The following is a 16,288-nucleotide window of genomic DNA, read 5'->3' on the forward strand; positions in this document are numbered from 1 at the left end:
GTGATGGCGAGACTGATTGCGCGCGCGGCGCTGGCCGTGCTTGCTGGGCTGCTGTGCTGTGCCAGTTCGCAGGCTGCCGAGCGGCATGCGGCCAGACGGCCTGCCGCCGACCCTGTGCTGTTTTCCTTTGCCACAGTGGGCGATTCGCGCACCGACGCTGCGCTGGCGACCACGGCACAGGACAGGCTGTACCTGCAGAACACGCAGGCACTGGCGCGCATCGTGCGTGAAATCAGTCAGCAGCATCCGCAAGCGCTGTTCTTCAACGGCGACATGATCATGGGTTACACCACTGATGCGGTCGAGATCGCGCGCCAGTACGCCTACTGGCGCGGCATGATGGCCGGACTGATGGAGACGGGCACTTATGTGGTGCCCGTGCCCGGCAATCATGAAATGCAGTTCAAGGGCAAGGACGGGCAGGGCCGTGTCACCAAGACGGCCATGCCGGACAACGAGCAGCACTGGCGCACCAGCATGGGCGATCTGATCCTCGATGCAGCGCGCTGGCAGGCCGTGACGGGATTGCCGCTGCAGGCTTACGATGCCGACAACACGCCGCAGGCCGGCAGTGCTGATGGCAACCGCACCAGCCAGTCCCAGCTCACGTACTCCTTCGATGTGGCGGGCAGCCACTTTGCCGTCATCAATACTGATCCGGTCGGCAACGATGGCCATGCGCCCGTGCACTGGCTGGCGCAGGACTTGCAACGAGCACGCGCGCGCGGCATGCGCCACTTCTTCGTGTTCGGCCACAAACCGGCTTATACCTATCGCTTCCGCGCGGGCGTGGAGCAGGATGGCATGGATGTCTATCCCCAGCATGCACAAGCGTTCTGGCAGTTGATGGAAGACTATGGTGCCAGCTATTTCTGCGGCCACCAGCACATCTTCAATGCCCAGCAGCCGGCGCTGGCCAGCGGCGGCAAGGCCTGGCAGGTGATGGTGGGTTCGGGCGGCTCGCCGTTCAGCGCCAAGGCCGGCGATGGCCATGGCCCGACGGATCGCATGTACGCATGGGCGCTGGTGCAGGTGCACGCCAGCGGCAAGGTGCAGGTGACGATCAGAGGTTTCGACGACAGCTACGGGCCTAGCCGGACTTTACAGACGCTGCGCTACTAGTCTGGGCAAATATATTTGCCCAATGGTATTCTCTAGCCTTCACTCATGAGGGCATTATGTCATTAATAACAAAAAAACTGGTCCAGGCGCTTGCGCTGGGCTGCGCTGCCATGGCCACCGCTCAGGCGGAAGACATCATCAAGATCGGCCATGTGGCAGCGACTTCGGGCGGTATCGCCCATCTGGGCAAGGATAACGAAAACGGCGCACGTATGGCTGTGGACGAACTCAATGCCAAGGGCGTGGTCATAGGCGGCAAGAAGTACCGCATCGTGCTGCAGGCAGAAGATGATGCGGCCGATCCCAAGCAGGGCACCACGGTGGCACAGAAGCTGGTCGATGCCAAGGTGCAGGGCGTGATCGGCCACGAAACTTCGGGCACTACCATCCCCGCTTCGCGCATCTATCACGATGCCGGCATACCGCAGATTTCGCCATCGGCCAGCGCCATCCAGTACACGCGCCAGCGCTACAACACCACCTTCCGCAACGTCGCCAACGACGAACAGCTCGGTGCTGCACTGGCTCGCTACGCCATGCAGACCATGAAGGCCCAGCGCATCGCCGTGATCGACGACCGTACGGCCTACGGCAAAGGGCTGGCCGATGAATTCATCAAGAACGTCAAGCGTCAGGGGGCGGCCACGGGCAGCAGCATCGTCAATACCCAGTACACCACCGACAAGGCGACCGACTTCAATGCGATTCTGACGGCCGTGAAAGCCAGCAAGCCGGACATGATTTTCTTCGGTGGCATGGATGCCGTGTCGGGCCCCATGCTGCGCCAGATGAAGCAACTCGGCATGCCGCTGCGCTTCATGGGCGGCGACGGCATGTGCTCGGACGGCGTGCCCCGTCTGGCCGGCGAGGCGCTGGCCGATGATCAGGTGATCTGTGCCGAGGCTGGCGGAGTCGAGCCGTCGCAGGAAAAAGGCATGGCCGATTTCCGTGTGGCTTACCGCAAGAAGTTCGGTATCGAGGTGCAGACCTATGCACCGTATGCCTACGATGCGCTGATGACGATGGTGGAAGCCATGCAGAAAGCCGGCTCGCCTGATCCGGCCAAATACCTGCCCGTGCTGGCCAAGGCCACCCACAAAGGCGTGACGGGCAATATCACTTTCGATGCGCGCGGCGATGTGCAGGATGGTGTGCTGACCATCTTCACCTTCCGTAACGGCAAGCGCGTCAAGCTGGCAGTGGTGAAGTAAGGCCTTAGCGTGCTGCAGGCTGAGGCCTGCACTGCAAAGAAAAAAGCCGCGGGCGATGCGAGTCGCCGGCGGCTTTGTTGTTTCCGGAGGGCTTAGCCCTGCGGTGGCGGACCACCGAAGCCGGGGCCGCCGCCGGGGCCGCCCGGTGGCGGGCCCATACGCGGTTCGTGCTGTTCGCCTTCCTTGTTGGGGCCGCCGAAGCGGTAGGACAGGCCCAGATAGAACACGCGGCCATCGAAGCGGCGCGTACTGGTTTCGCGCAAGGTGGCGCTGTCCACCACGGTTTCCATCTTGTTGGTGTTGAACAGATCGGTCACGGTGGCCAGCATGCTCAGGCGCGGCGTCAGCGCCTGACGCAGGCTCAGGTTGAAGGTCGAGTTGGGCGAGCGGTAGCCCTGACCGGACAGCATCTTGCCCTGCATTTGCAAGGACATCTGCACTTGCGTGGCCGCGCTGTAGGCATAGTTGAGGCGTACGCGGCCGCTGAGCGAGTTGGCCGTGCGGGTGTTCAGCAAGCCCTGATCGTCGAACGTGGTCTGCTGCATGCGCATCAGGTTGCCGCTAGTGTTGAGCGTGAGTTCCGGCGTTAGCTTGCCGCTCATGGTGAATTCCAGCCCGCTCGAATGGCTGCCTTCGCCATTACGGCGCGTGGTTAGCAGCACGTTATTGGCCAGCAGCGTGCGGTAGTCGACGATGGCATCCGTATCGCGCCGGTAGTAGCTGCGCAGATTGGTTTCCAGCCCGAACAGCTTGGTTTCGTAACCGACTTCGAAGGAATCCGTTTTGGTCGGTTTGAGTAAGGGATTACCGGACGAGACATTGAACTCGTCGCGGTAGACCACATAGGGGTTGAGGTCGTTGGCATTCGGCCGGCGTATCCTGCGCGCATAGGCAAAGCGCAGCGTGGACGCTTCGCTGAGCCTGTAGGTGGCGAACAGGCTGGGCATGAAGTTCAGGTAGCTATTGCTGGCCTCTACATTGCTGGTGTACTGATGGATGTCGAGTGCCGTGTGTTCGCTGCGCAGGCCGGCCAGCAAGCCCCAGTCATCGTTTAAGCGCAACTGGTAGGAGCCGTACAGCGCTACCACGGTTTCTTCCAGCTGGTAGTGGTTGCTGCGCGCCGGATTCAGCGTCACCGTCGAAGTGTAGGGATTAATGTCGGTGTAGGCGGTTTCCGCGTCGCTGGTATTGGTGGCGATCTTGTAGCCGGCCTTGGCGCTGCCACCCCACAGTGGCCGCTCGTAGTCGCCCGTGAAGTCGACGATGCGGATAGAGCTATTGTTGTGCTGGGCTGCGCGCGTGTTGGGCAGGTTGCCGCTGGCATAGCTGTTGGCATACAGGTTGTCGCTCTCGTTCTCCGAAGCGGAAACACGCAGATCGATCTTCAGCACTTCGTTCGGCAGCTCGCCCTTGTGGTCATAGCGCGTGCCCCAGCCGAAGTTGCGCGCATCGCCGCTGCGCTGGGTGGTGCGCACATAATCCGTCAGCGGCTGTAGCGCCGTGGCACCGTTGATGTAGTGGTCCACGCCATGCTGGTCATTGGTGCGGGCATTGTAATTGGCACTGGCCGCCAGTGTGTCAGTGGCGTTGAGGTTGTAATTGACCGTGCTGTTCACGCCCGACATATCGTTCAGGCCTACGCCGCTCGAATGCTGGCTGCTGTGCACCCAGTTGCCGCTATTGCTGTCTAGCCGGTCGCGGCTGAGGTCGGCGGTGGAATTGCGGCCGTCATGGCGGATATGGGCGCCGCCTTGTATGCCCCATGCGCCTTCATTGTAGCTGCCGGAAAATGCACTGTTGTAGCGGCCTTCCACGCCGGCATTGGCGTTCAGGTTGGCGAAGCCGCCAGCCTTGCGGTTGCGCCGCATCACCAGATTCAGGATGGGACCGCCGCCAGCTTCATTGCCGAACTGGGCGCCGGGGTTGTTGATCACTTCGACCGATTCGATATCGTCGGCCTGCATGGCGTTCAAGGTGGCGCCACGGTTCTCGCCCTGCAGCATGGCGGACGGCTTGCCATCAACCAGTATCTGCACATTGCTGCTGCCGCGCAGAGTCACGGTGCCGTCCGGATCGACGGCCACGGAAGGCACGTTGTTGAGTGCATCGGCTGCCGTGCTGTTGCTGGTGCTGATGTCCGATTTGACATCGTAGACTTGACGGTCGATACGGTTGGTCGGGCGTTCGCCGGCTACGTTCACGGAAGGGATTACGCTGGCTGCTTCGGCTGGCTGGCCGGTGGTAGCCTTGGTGGCGGCTGGCTTGGTGGTGGCCGGACTGCTGCCGTTGGCCGCAGCAGGGCTGGTTTGTGCCAGTGCGGCCAGAGGGCTGGCCAGACAGGCGCTCAGTAGGATTTTGCGCATGGGTTTAGTACAGGGCTGCGTGGCATGGCAGCGCGGTGGGCTGAAAGTACGGCAATTCTAACCCTGGGCCAAACAAGAATAATTGTTATTTACAATACTTTACTTGCGCAACACTGGCTTAATCTTGCTCGGGCGGCGCGGTCAGATAGTCGGCGATCTCGATCGCGCAATCGGCCGGCATGGAGAGGAAATAGGCGTCGTTACGAAAGCGCCCCTGGCTGCCGATATGGGCGCTGTGCAGCACCGTCAGGGCCACATGGTTGACAATCGAGCAGGCGGGGAAGCTGAAATGCAGCACATAATTCTCGCCCACCGGCATGGCGTGGTCGCTCAGAAACGAGACGCCGTGCCGCGAGATGTCAATGATTTGCGTGCTGGCCTCGTGCTGCCCATCCATATCGGTCAGATGGGCATCCACTTGCAGCAGGCGCTTGACGTGTTCTCGTCGGGGATCCATAAGCTGGTCCGGGTTAAAAGCCACAGTATGCCAGAAGCGGAACGTGCCGACGAGAAACAGCGCAAACCTCAGGCGAGGGCGGGAACTTCCGTCAGAGGCATGCCCGCTGCCAGTTGTTCCAGTGCTTCGCGCGACTGCACCACGAAGCCGCGCTGGCCCAGCGCGATCCAGCCGTTACGCTTGAGCAGGCTCAGGGTACGGCTCACCGTAGCCGGTGTCAGCCCCAGATAGTCGCTGATTTCCTGACGCGACATGGGCAGCGCAGCATGTATCTCTTCGGCCGGATCAGCCGGTGCCTTGCCGGCCCGTTGCAGCAGGAACAGTACGATGCGCTGGCAGGCGCCGGCACTGCGCAGGGTCGCTGCGGCAATCTGCTGGCGTTCGATCTCGCGGCTCAGCATAGCACTGAACAGATCGCAGCTATACGGCTCGCGGTCCATCAGTTCGGCCAATTGGCGGTAGGGCACCAGATCGAGTTCGCAATCGGTCAGGGCCAGTGCCGACGCGTGGCGTTCCGGTTCGCCTATAGTGTCGACGCCCAGCCAGTCGCCGGGCTGGACAAAGTCAATGATGCGTTCGACGCCATCGGGGCATTGCTGGTACAGCTTGATATGGCCGCTGCGCACGTAGTACAGCTCGCCGTTTGCGGCATCGTGCATCTGGAACAGATGCTCGCCGCGCGCAAGCGCTAGCGGACTACCGAGCTGGCATTGAGTGAGGTCGAAGTCCATCATGCGGCCGCCAGCATAGCTTGTTCTGGTTGCGGCTCGTGGCCGAAAGCCATGGTACGCAGGGCGCTCATGTCCAGCAGTTTGACATCGCGACGGCACAGTTCAAACAGAGCGCGCTGCTTGAATTGCAGCAGCAAGCGGCTCACGCATTCGGCCGTCACGCCCAAATAGCTGGCGATATCGCAGCGCGACATCGGCAGGCGGAATTCTTCCGGCTGGTAGCCATAGCTAGTCTGGCGTTCGGACAGGGTCAGCAGCAGATCAGCCATGCGCTGTTCGGCCTGCGTATTGCGCAGCATCAGTGCGGCGCGCTGTTCGCGGCGCATTTCGCGCGCCAGCAGCGCGTGCAGGTGGGCCCGCATCACCGGGCGGCGGCGGCCTTCGAAAGCATGGCGGTTCCAGCTAATGCTGCACACCACGCTGTCTTCCAGCGCTACCACACTATTGGAATATTCGAGCTGGTCGAGTGCATCGAGGCCGATAAAGTCCGGCGCCAGTGCAAAGCCAATCACATGGGCATCAGCGTCGGGCGCCGACGGGCCGCGCACAACTTTGAAGCTGCCCGAGCGGATGTGATAAATCTGGTCACCCACGGCGGAGCCGGCTTCGTACAGGGCAGTATGCCGTTCGATGCGGATGCGGTGGCTGGTGGTCTGGCTGCCGGCGGCTGCGCCGACACACTGGGTACGTTGGCTGCAGACGCTGCAGTTGTTCTGTTCGATGGAGTTTGCCATGTCGATTTCTTTTACTATTGGTACGATGAAGAGATGGTATTGAAGCAGGTCATGGATTTCCTTGATGCAGATCAAAAATGAAAAGATTTGCTCCGGTTGATCTACATCAATTATTTTTTTGTTGGAAATCTGTACTCTTCGTCCACTGTTATTTAGTACCAAAAAGGATCTCCATGATTAGCCTGGCGCAAGCACGGGCCCCTGTCGCTACTGCCGAGTATGAACTGTGCGAAGTGTTCTCCGGTGCGACCCTCGATGCATTACCTGAACAGATAGCTTTACTGGGTCGCGGTGGCGTAATGCTGGATGCCAACGCGGCATGGCGCAATGCCGTGCATGCGGGCCGTCATCCGGCCGAACTCGCGCACCGCGCCGGCGTAGACGCGGTGCTATCCGGCCGGATGTCGGCCTACCATACGGAATATGGCAGTCCCGATGGCAGTTCCCATTTCAGCGTGTCCGTCTTGCCGCTCGATGGCAAGGCTGCGCTGGCGATACACCGCGATATCACCACGCAGCGCAAGGCCGAAGCCGCGCTACGTGTGGCTGCGACAGCATTCGAAGCAGCCCAGGGCATGATGGTCAGCGATGCGCAAGGCCATATCCTGCACGTGAATCAGGCCTTCACCCAGATTACCGGCTATAGCGCTGCCGAGATCGTCGGCAAGACGCCCAGCATACTGAGCTCGGGCCGCCATACGCCCGAGTTCTATCAGCATATGTGGCAACAGATCGCGCGTGACGGCTGCTGGGAAGGCGAGATCTGGAACCGTCGCAAGGATGGCGAAATCTATCCCGAACATCTGAGCATTACGGCGGTGCGCGACCAGCACGGCAAGATCAGCAACTATGTGGCAGCGCTCACCGATATCACGCTGAGCAAGGCCGCCAATGATGAAATCCGCAGTCTGGCTTTCTACGACCCGCTGACCCAGTTGCCGAACCGGCGGCTGTTGCTGGACCGGCTGCGCCATGTGGTGGCCACCAGCACGCGCCATGACCGCTATGGCGCCCTGATGTTCATCGATCTGGATAACTTCAAGACGCTTAACGACACCATGGGCCATAACGTCGGCGACCAGTTGCTGCAGCAGGTGGCTGAACGGCTGCAGTGCTGCCTGCGCAAGGGCGATACGGTGGCGCGGCTGGGTGGCGATGAATTCGTCGTGCTGGTCGAAGGCTTGAGCAGCGATGCGCGCGCCGCCGCCAGCGAGACGGAAGCGCTGGGCTCGAAGATATTGTCTTCGCTGAATCGGCCTTATCTGCTGGGCACCCACCGTTGCCGCAGCACGCCCAGCATAGGCGCGACGCTGTTCCATTGTGGTGAATCGCCACTGCCCGACGATCTGCTGATGCAGGCCGACATCGCCATGTATCAGGCCAAGCAGGCCGGCCGCAACGGCATGCGCTTCTTCGACCGTCAGATGCAGGAGCGCATCAGCGCGCGTGCCCGGCTGGAAGGCGATCTGCGCCAGGCCATAGAGCGCCAGCAGTTCGAGCTGCACTATCAGGTGCAGGTGGATGAACTCGGTATGGCGCGTGCGGCCGAGGGTTTGCTGCGCTGGCGCCGCGAAGATGGCAGTCTGGTGTCACCTAGCGAGTTCATCGGCCTGGCGGAAGAGACCGGGCTGATACTGCCGATCGGCCACTGGGTACTGGAAACAGCCTGTGCCCAACTGCAGGCGTGGCAGGCGGATGAACAGATGGAACCGCTGATCCTGTCGGTCAACGTCAGCGCGCCGCAATTCCGTCAGCCGGACTTCTGCGATGAAGTACTGCGGCTGGTAAAGCACTACGGCATCCTGCCGTGCCGCTTGAAGCTGGAACTGACTGAAGGCTTGCTGCTGGAAATGGTGGAAGAAACCATCGTCAGCATGCGCCGCCTGCGCGATGTGGGCGTGCGCTTTGCGCTCGATGATTTCGGCACTGGCTATTCTTCGCTGCAGTATCTGAAACGTCTGCCGCTGAATCAGTTGAAGATCGATCAGTCGTTTGTGCGTGATCTGGTCAGCGATGCCAGCGACCAGGCCATCGTGCAGACGATTATTGCGATGGCGGCCAGCCTGCAGCTCGATGTGATTGCGGAGGGGGTGGAGTATGAAGCCCAACGCGACAAGCTCGAAGAGATGGGCTGCTTGCGTTATCAGGGCTATCTGTTTAGCCGCCCCGTACCGGAAGCGCAGTTGCGCGCGTGGGTGCATGCGGCGCATGCGATACGCCAGCAGCACTGCCTGGCTTAGTCGGCAATTTGATAGGCAGCGCTAGCAAGAACTGAGGGCACGTCGATGACGTGCCCTCAGTCGTTTTACAGGTCGTAGCGCAATTCGGCGATGAAGGTGCGCTGCGGATAAGGGTGGAAGTTCCAGTACTGGTAGTTGTTCAGATTATCCACGCCCACGGCGGCACTCCAGCGCTGATCGATGCGATAGCGCGCGCGCAGGTCGGTGGTGAAGTATTTGCTGGCACCCATGTAGGCATAGCCGTTCGGATCGCTGTTATCGAGCGTCGAGTATTGCCGGCCACTGTAACGCGCGGCATAGCTGACCGACAGCTTGTCGGTGAAATCGTAGCTGACCACGCCCGTGGCACGCCATTCCGGAATACGTGGCTGCCATTTGCCTACGCTGGCAGGGAAACGATCGTTGCTGATGATGCGCGAGTCAGTCCAGGTCACGCTACCGTTGAGGTTCAGGCCCTGACGCCAGACGTTATCCTGCGTGTAGGACAGCTCCAGCCCCTTGGTGTGGATGCGGTCCACATTCTGGATGGTGCTGACGGTGGAACCGGACAGCACATTGACCTGCGAATACAGCGAGTCGCGCGTGCGTTCGCCGAATGCCGTCAGGCGCAGCCAGCCATCTTCCAGCTTGCGGTCGGCCGTCAGTTCGCCCGTATAGGATTTTTCTGCCTTCAGATCAGGATCATTATTGGTCAGCTGACCCGAAGCATTCACGCCACCCTGATACAGCTCCGACACGGTAGGCATGCGCACGGCGCGGCCCAGCGAAGCCTTGATGACCCAGTCCTGCGTGGCCTGATAGGCCAGTGCGAATTTGGGTGACAGATAGTTTTCGCTGCGCTCGGGGTGGTAGGCCGTTTTGCTGGCGTTCGAGGTGGCGCCGTCGTGCGCGTTCCAGTGTTCGTAGCGCAGCCCCAGTACAGTCTTCCAGCCAGGAGTAAACTTCCAGCTATCCTGGGCGTACAGGCTGTTGGTTTCGGTCTTGCCCGTGAAGGCGGAATTGCGTCCGGTCGCAGCGCCATTAAGCCAGTCGGTGGTGGCGTTTTCTATGCTGGCCAGCTTGTAGGCTTCGCGCTGGTAGCCGAAGTCGATCACATGGAAGTGATCGGGCCGCCATGTGCCTTTGGCATTCAGGGTGTTCCAGCCCGTGCCATCCTGGCTCACCATGCGGCCCGCGCCGCCATTCAGCGAGGCTGGATAGGCCAGCGCCGTCGGTGCGCGCAGCTGGTCCTTGTCATAGTCGTACAGGCTGGCCGCCAGCTCCCAGGTGAATTCGCCTTTGCCATGCGATTTCAGCGACAGGCCGTGCATGATGTGCTGCAGCGATTCATTGGACAGATTGAAGTCGGTATTGCTGATGTTGTAGGCGCGGCCGTCTATGCTGACGTTGCCGCTATACACGGGCTGGCCATTGCTGTCGCGCAGATAGCTGTCGGGCCGGCCTTTGGAATCGTTGTGCCACAGGCCGAAGGTGTAGCTGGCGCGCAGCGTGGGGCTGAAATCGTAGGCCAGCTTGGCTTTGAACTGGTCTTGCAGCGTGTGGTACTGGGTGGCCGTGCCCAGTAGCATCCACGGTTTGTTGGCGCGGTCCTGGCTGGCGATAGCACCCGTCACCACGGTGGCATTCTTGCCTGCCGCCGTGCTGCTGAGCGCCTTGTTCGGGAAGGTCAGCGGCTGGCCGTCGCTGTCCGTGTGGCTCAGATCGACGAGCCAGGCCCAGTTGCCCGAGCGGTTGCCGACGGTAATGCTGCCGAGCTTGCCCTGATACACGCCATCCGTGCTGTACAGCTTGAACGGCTGGTGGGTCGCCGTCAGTTTGGCATGGACTTCGAGCTGGGTAGGCATGCGGGTCACGTAATCGACCACGGCGCCCACCGAATTGCCGCCGTAGGCAGCCGAGAATGGACCATACAGCACGTCGACGCGCTCGATGAGCTCGGGGGAAACCATGCCCCAGCGCGGCGCGAAGGTGGCGCCATTGCCCAGATAGTTGGATAGCAGGATGCCGTCGCTATACACCATGGAACGGGCGCTGTTGCCCGTGCCGGAAGCGCGGGTGGACAGCACGGCATGGTTGTAGTCGCCGATATAGCGCTTGCGTACGAGCAGGCTGGGCATGTATTTCAGCGCATCTTCCGCATCGGTAGCATTGATGCAGCGCTCGATATCCGCGTGGCTGATGCCTTCGAACGTGGTGGGGATCTGGGTCGGCAGCGAAGTGGGGCGGCTGCCTTCGATGATGACCGTGCCGATCTGGCGCAGCGGTGCGTCCTGTGCAGCAGCGAATTGGGTATAGACGGCCAGCAACGCCAGCGCCAGAGGGGTGCGTAAGGTATTCATAGTATTCCTGATGGGTGTGTTTGCAGTCCACCGCTATGCTGCGGATAGGGACTGGTGATGACGGTCGATCAGGAAATTGCGGGTGGTCCGCGGGCCAGACCGCGCTGCCAGCGCTGGTACAGCGCTGCAGTGCTCGAGGCCGGCGTGTCGTAGAGGTCGTGGCCATCGATGACGGCCAGACGATGTGGTGCCATGGGCAGCGTGGCGTGGCCGCCGCCATGGGGCAGGCAGTAATCGCAAGCCTGCATGGCAGACAGGTCGCCGGCCGGCGCTTTGCCCTGGCTGCCGGTGTAGCAGATGGAGCCGGCGGCAAACTGGCTGACGGGGTAGAGCGTGCGGCTAATGGTAGGCGCAACGGTACCGAACAGGATGGCCAGCAGGGCGATCCACAGATACAGCGTTCGACGTTGAGCTAAATTAACCATGAGGCGATTATAACCAGCGTGGTCTTATTGCCTGTAGTCAAATCTGCAAAACGATGATATTTGTTAAATTTTAGAAGTAACTTTTCCGTGCGTGTTGCAGACACGGCAAACCGGTCCCGCTAGTGCAGATGGCGGCTGGCGCCGTAGCTGCCGGGCGGACGGGGAAAGTTGCGCGCGCAAGCCAGTTGCTGCTGTACCAGCCGGTGCCAGGCGCGCGCCCAGCGCGCCGCCACGGCGGACTCTTCGGGAGTGCGGGCGTACAGCACGCGCTGCACGGCCAGACGCTGGCGTTGCAGGGCATATTGAGCAGAGTGCAGGCGGATCATGGCTGGCAGCGGGACAGGGCGCGGGACAGGGCTATTGTGCGCGCTATGGTCGCGGCTGAATGTGCGCCCGTTCACTTAGGAAGCAACTTTGCTGGCGGGCTAGAAGCCGGACAGGGGGACCAAAAGCAAACGCCCGGCCAGTGGCTGGCCGGGCGTTGCAGACTAGCTTACTTCAGCAGTTATTACTTGCTTGGGTAAACGATGTCGGCACGACGGTTCTGTGCGTACGAAGCTTCGTCTTTGCCGAGTGCTTTTGGTTTTTCTTTGCCGTAGCTGATGGCTTCCATCTGGCTGTCTTTCACGCCGAACACTTTCAGTGCGCTCACAACAGCTTGTGCACGTTTCTGGCCCAGAGCCAGGTTGTACTCGGCGCCGCCGCGTTCGTCGGCATTGCCTTCGATTTTGATGGTGACGTTAGGGTTGGCCGACAGGAATTTGCCGTGGTCAGCTACCAGCGCTTCGAATTCTGGCTTGACATTGTATTTGTCGAAGTCGAAGTAAACGCTGCGGTTTTTGTAGATCGAGCTGTTAGGGTCCAGGTAAGCTGGTACCGAAACGGCTACTGGTGCAGCCACTGGTGCTGGTGCAGGTGCTGGTGCAGCTTTTACTGGCTCAGGTGCCGGGGCTGGTGCCACGACTGGTGCAGGGGTGCTGCAAGCGCTCAGTACAGCCAGCGCGCAGGTAGCCAGCAAGATTTTTTGTTGTGCTTTCATGGAAATACTCCTGAATTTGGTTACTGTTTTCTTGGACATGCATGGGGTGTGAGGCTCTTACACCAGCCGCATCCGACATTATATAAGGGTTTCCCTCAGAAAAATTGGCGCGGTGCATGATTTTGTGCATTATTTTTTTAGCCAAGGGGCAAAAGGGCCCAGATCGCGACCGGAATCGACGTACCAGGCCCGTCTGGCCATGTCAAATTGGGCGCCGAGTGCCTTGACCTGATCTTTTTCGTGGAAGCTGGCGTTCAGGTAAACCCGGCCAGCCGCTGCGCTGGTCGATGTTAGGTGGTGCTGCTGGCGCTGCAAGGTCGCAGCGGCGCTCACGGCTGATTCGGATAATTGCATTTTTGATATAAAACTGCTGCGCTGGGCCGGATCGGCCGGCGAAAGCAGGGTCAGACGCTGGCGCGCGCGGGTGGCAGCCACATAGAACAGGTTTTCTTCATCGGCGCGCGGCTGGCGCGGGTGGGGGAATTCATCGGCCTGCAGATAGGGCAGGATGACATGGCCGAATTCCTTGCCCTTGGCCTGGGCGGCACACTCGATCAGCACGCTTTTGGCGCCACGGCGCGACAGGCTGGCCGTTTCGCGCTGATTCAGGGCTAGCCAGAAATCCTGCAAGCTCAGAGCGGATCGCTCGGCCATGTGCAGCAGGGCAGCCACCGAGCGCTGCACCACTTCGGCGGCATAAGGGCGTACAAAGATGCGTTTGGCCGTGCGTACCAGTTGTACCCGCTCGCATAGCTCGTGCAGTACGCTGCTGGCTGGCTGCTGGCGGTCCAGTTGGCCCAGCCAGGCCAGTGCATCGATGACAGCGCGCCGGGTAGCGCTGGCGGCTACGCTGCGGTAGTCGGGCAGCACGCCATCGCGCTGCGGGGCTTCGATCAGGTAGAGCTCGCCCAGCAGCGACGGCTCTTTGCCGATCTGGATCTTGAAGTGGTCGAGCTGGCCCGGGCCGAAGTCCATTTCGCTGAATGCCACGAGGGCATCGACCACGGCCATGCGCAGGGCGGGCGTACGGATGGCGGCAAAATCGTTGAGGCCTATGGCCAACAGGCCGCGCAGGAACAGGATTTCGTCGCGCTGCAGATAGCCGGCCATGGCTGGCGTACGGTAGGGGATGCCGGCATCGATCAGGGCATTTTCCAGCGCGATCGACTGATGCCGCTCGCGCAGCAGGATGGCACATTGCTCGGCGCCGTGGCCATCGGCCTGCCATTGTTTGAGCGCGGCGATGACTTTCTGCGCGCACTCGTCGCCGTCCTGATAGTGCGCCTGGCGGATTTCCGTGTGCAGGTCCAGCGCCGATTCCACGGGCTTTTGCTTGAAATGGGCCATGGCATGGGCCAGATGGGGGCCGTGGCGGAAACTGTAGGTCAACGGCAGGCGCTGCAGCTTGGGAAAACGTTCGGTGAAGCGCTCGCGCAGATAGCTGTCGTGCGCACCCAGACGCGCATAGATCACCTGATCGCGGTCGCCGGCACCGACGAAGAAGCAGGTGCTGCGGCTGATCAGCGCGTCGAGGATGCGGAAGGCCGCCTCGTTCAGATCGTGCAATTCGTCGCACAGCACCAGCCGGTAGTCGGGCAACTGGGGTGCCAGCCTAGCGCCACCGTCCAGATTGCAGGCCAGATCATAGCTGGCGTCCAGCGGGCCACGGAACAGGGCGCCAGCACCGCCATCGAGGCGCAGGGCTTCATATTCGAGCGTGGTCAGATAATCAGTCAGCGGCACGTCCAGCAGCGTGGCGATCTCGTCCAGATCCATGAACTCGACGTCGCGCTGCAGCGCCATGCCGGCCTTGAGCTGGCACTGCACTTCAAGAAAATGGGCCAGCGCCACACTATGGGTTTGCAAGTCGAGTTGTTCCAGTTTGCCTGCATAGCGTTGGCCTACCCGGTCCATGGCTTGCAGCGCATACTGCTTGAGCAGCCGCGCATCGTCGTAGTTGCGTACCTCGTTGCCATCGATGGCATCGAGCTGCCAGCGCGCAAAGTCTTCGAAAGTCAGGATGTGCAGGCGCTGCACCAGCGCAGGCGCCACGCCCAACTGAACCAGACGGCTAGCCAGCACATCGCGCGCTTCCGGCGTGAAGGTCAGGGCCAGTATCTGTTCCGGTGGCAGATTGCGCGCCAGTGCCTCGCCTATGCGCAAGGCCAGCGTGGTGGTCTTGGCGGCACCGGCATTGGCGTCGATCAGCACGGTCTTGTGCTGGGCTAGCTGGATGGCTAGCTGTTCAGCGGTCGGCGTCAGGCCACGGGGTATAAAGCGGGCAGTGCGGGGAGGTTGGGCAGCGTTCATCCGCTACATTATAGCGAGCGGCTGGGGCAAGCTGAAAGGCGCGGCTGGCGCTGTGGCGGGCAGATGCAGGCGGGCCGTGGCGCCCTCGATGAACTGGGCGTCGAATAGCTGGCGTTCGGCAGCCACCTCGGGCCGTTCGATCAAGCGGCATATCTGCTGCGCGGCAGCGGCGGCCATCTGCGCCATGGGCTGGTGCAAGGTGGTCAGGTTGTAGCTGAGCCAGTTCGATGGTTCGACTGCGTCCAGTCCGGCCACCGAGAGCTGGCCCGGCACGGAAATGCCCAGTTCATGGCGCGCGCAGTCGAGGCAGCCGATGGCCATCACATCGTTGGCGCAGATGATGGCGTCGGGGATACCGCCGTGGCGGGCAATCAGGGTCTTCAAGCCTGTTGCGCCGCTGTGGTAATCGAATTCGCCCGTCACCACCAATGGCGGCGGCAGGCCCAGCTCGGCCAGTTGTTCGGCCACGCCCTGCTGGCGCGCGATGGCGACCACTGAATCCTTGCTGCCGGAAATAATGCCGAACTGGCGGTGGCCAGCGGCGGCCAGCCTTGCGGCCAGCATGCGGCCAGCCGCGCGGTGGTCGCAGCTGACGGTATGCACGCTCAGGTCTTCCAGCAGGCGGTTGAATACTACCAGCGGCACGCGGTGGCGCTTGAATTCGGCCACTGCGGTGGCCGGCAAGTGGGCGGCGGCAATCACGCCATCGACCTGGAACTGCCACAGGTCGCCCAGTACACGGGCAGCTTCCGATTCGCTGGCCAGCGGGAATAGCAACACGCGCTTGCCGTGCGGCGTGAGTTGTTTGCTCAGTTCGGTCAGCAGTTCGGGATAATAGAGATTGGCGCGATTGGTGAGCAGCACGGCCACCATATTGGTACGGCGCGTAATCAGGCTGCGCGCGGCCGCATTGGGTACATAGTCGAGCAGGGCAGCCGCTTTCATGACGCGCGCAAACGTGGTCTTGGAAACGCTGGCACCGGGCTTGAAACAGCGCGACACGGCCGACTGCGAGACGCCCGCGACCAGTGCCACGTCGTAGGAGGTGACGCGGCGCGACTGCGCGGCCAGTTCGGCGATCTGGCTGGCGGCGCTGGCTTCGATGGTGCGCTTGGGTGGGCTCATTGTCTCGTGCTGTTGTATTTGCTCTTAATCGGCAATACTGATCAGCATAACCAATAAATTACTGAAGAGCAACAATATTCGCTTTCCATTGAGAAATAGAGTTAGCCCTGTGGCAGCGCGGTGAATTTGGCTGCAGGCCGCAGATTTTTGCGAGTGCGGCTGCCATTTCTGCTAACATTACGCCCCTTTATT

General features: G+C 61.3%; 13 protein-coding genes. 3 read left to right on the forward strand and 10 right to left on the reverse strand.

Going from position 1 to position 16,288, the window contains the following annotated elements:
- Positions 1-3: 3 nt before the first annotated feature.
- Together GM655_RS17015 and GM655_RS17020 are read left to right on the forward strand one after the other, a co-directional pair.
- Positions 4-1,122, forward strand: a complete 1,119-nt coding sequence (locus GM655_RS17015) for a metallophosphoesterase family protein (protein WP_155435890.1) — start codon at positions 4-6, stop codon at positions 1,120-1,122.
- Between the two features lie 56 nt (positions 1,123-1,178).
- The gene (locus tag GM655_RS17020) at positions 1,179-2,333 is read left to right on the forward strand and encodes a branched-chain amino acid ABC transporter substrate-binding protein (RefSeq protein ID WP_155435891.1); all 1,155 of its coding nucleotides are present in this window, start codon (positions 1,179-1,181) and stop codon (positions 2,331-2,333) included.
- A 92-nt stretch (positions 2,334-2,425) separates the two neighbouring features.
- Here GM655_RS17020 and GM655_RS17025 read toward each other — a convergent pair whose 3' ends face one another.
- The 4 genes from GM655_RS17025 to GM655_RS17040 all read right to left on the reverse strand — a co-directional run bounded on the left by GM655_RS17025 (position 2,426) and on the right by GM655_RS17040 (position 6,618).
- Positions 2,426-4,696, reverse strand: a complete 2,271-nt coding sequence (locus tag GM655_RS17025; RefSeq protein ID WP_155435892.1) for an outer membrane beta-barrel family protein — start codon at positions 4,694-4,696, stop codon at positions 2,426-2,428.
- A gap of 118 nt (positions 4,697-4,814) precedes the next feature.
- On the reverse strand, positions 4,815-5,153 hold the full coding sequence (locus GM655_RS17030) for a PilZ domain-containing protein (protein WP_155435893.1): 339 nt from the start codon (positions 5,151-5,153) through the stop codon (positions 4,815-4,817).
- A 68-nt stretch (positions 5,154-5,221) separates the two neighbouring features.
- The gene (locus GM655_RS17035; RefSeq protein WP_155435894.1) at positions 5,222-5,887 is read right to left on the reverse strand and encodes a Crp/Fnr family transcriptional regulator; all 666 of its coding nucleotides are present in this window, start codon (positions 5,885-5,887) and stop codon (positions 5,222-5,224) included.
- Entirely contained in the window at positions 5,884-6,618 is a 735-nt protein-coding gene (locus GM655_RS17040) for a Crp/Fnr family transcriptional regulator (RefSeq protein ID WP_155435895.1), read from the reverse strand. The genes GM655_RS17035 and GM655_RS17040 overlap by 4 nt, the downstream gene beginning before the upstream one ends.
- 173 nt (positions 6,619-6,791) lie before the next feature.
- On the opposite strand from GM655_RS17040, the gene GM655_RS17045 reads away from it, so the two are divergent.
- Entirely contained in the window at positions 6,792-8,858 is a 2,067-nt protein-coding gene (locus GM655_RS17045) for a putative bifunctional diguanylate cyclase/phosphodiesterase (RefSeq protein WP_229632617.1), read from the forward strand.
- Positions 8,859-8,923: 65 nt separating this feature from the next.
- On the opposite strand, the gene GM655_RS17050 is transcribed toward GM655_RS17045, so the two are convergent.
- From GM655_RS17050 to GM655_RS17075, 6 genes are all read right to left on the reverse strand, one after another.
- Positions 8,924-11,197: a TonB-dependent receptor gene (locus GM655_RS17050; RefSeq protein ID WP_155435896.1), complete on the reverse strand. Its 2,274-nt coding sequence runs from the start codon at positions 11,195-11,197 to the stop codon at positions 8,924-8,926.
- 68 nt (positions 11,198-11,265) lie between these two features.
- Positions 11,266-11,622, reverse strand: a complete 357-nt coding sequence (locus GM655_RS17055) for a DUF2946 domain-containing protein (RefSeq protein WP_155435897.1) — start codon at positions 11,620-11,622, stop codon at positions 11,266-11,268.
- Positions 11,623-11,741: 119 nt separating this feature from the next.
- A complete protein-coding gene (locus GM655_RS17060; protein ID WP_155435898.1) occupies positions 11,742-11,948 on the reverse strand; it encodes a hypothetical protein in 207 nt (68 codons plus the stop codon).
- 182 nt (positions 11,949-12,130) lie between these two features.
- Positions 12,131-12,661: a peptidoglycan-associated lipoprotein Pal gene (pal, locus tag GM655_RS17065; RefSeq protein ID WP_155435899.1), complete on the reverse strand. Its 531-nt coding sequence runs from the start codon at positions 12,659-12,661 to the stop codon at positions 12,131-12,133.
- A 129-nt stretch (positions 12,662-12,790) separates the two neighbouring features.
- Positions 12,791-14,971: an ATP-dependent helicase gene (locus GM655_RS17070; protein WP_155435900.1), complete on the reverse strand. Its 2,181-nt coding sequence runs from the start codon at positions 14,969-14,971 to the stop codon at positions 12,791-12,793.
- A gap of 3 nt (positions 14,972-14,974) precedes the next feature.
- Positions 14,975-16,096, reverse strand: a complete 1,122-nt coding sequence (locus GM655_RS17075; RefSeq protein WP_155435901.1) for a LacI family DNA-binding transcriptional regulator — start codon at positions 16,094-16,096, stop codon at positions 14,975-14,977.
- Positions 16,097-16,288 lie beyond the last annotated feature (192 nt).

The organism is Pseudoduganella danionis (assembly GCF_009720775.1).
GTDB classification, from domain to species: domain Bacteria; phylum Pseudomonadota; class Gammaproteobacteria; order Burkholderiales; family Burkholderiaceae_D; genus Rugamonas; species Rugamonas danionis.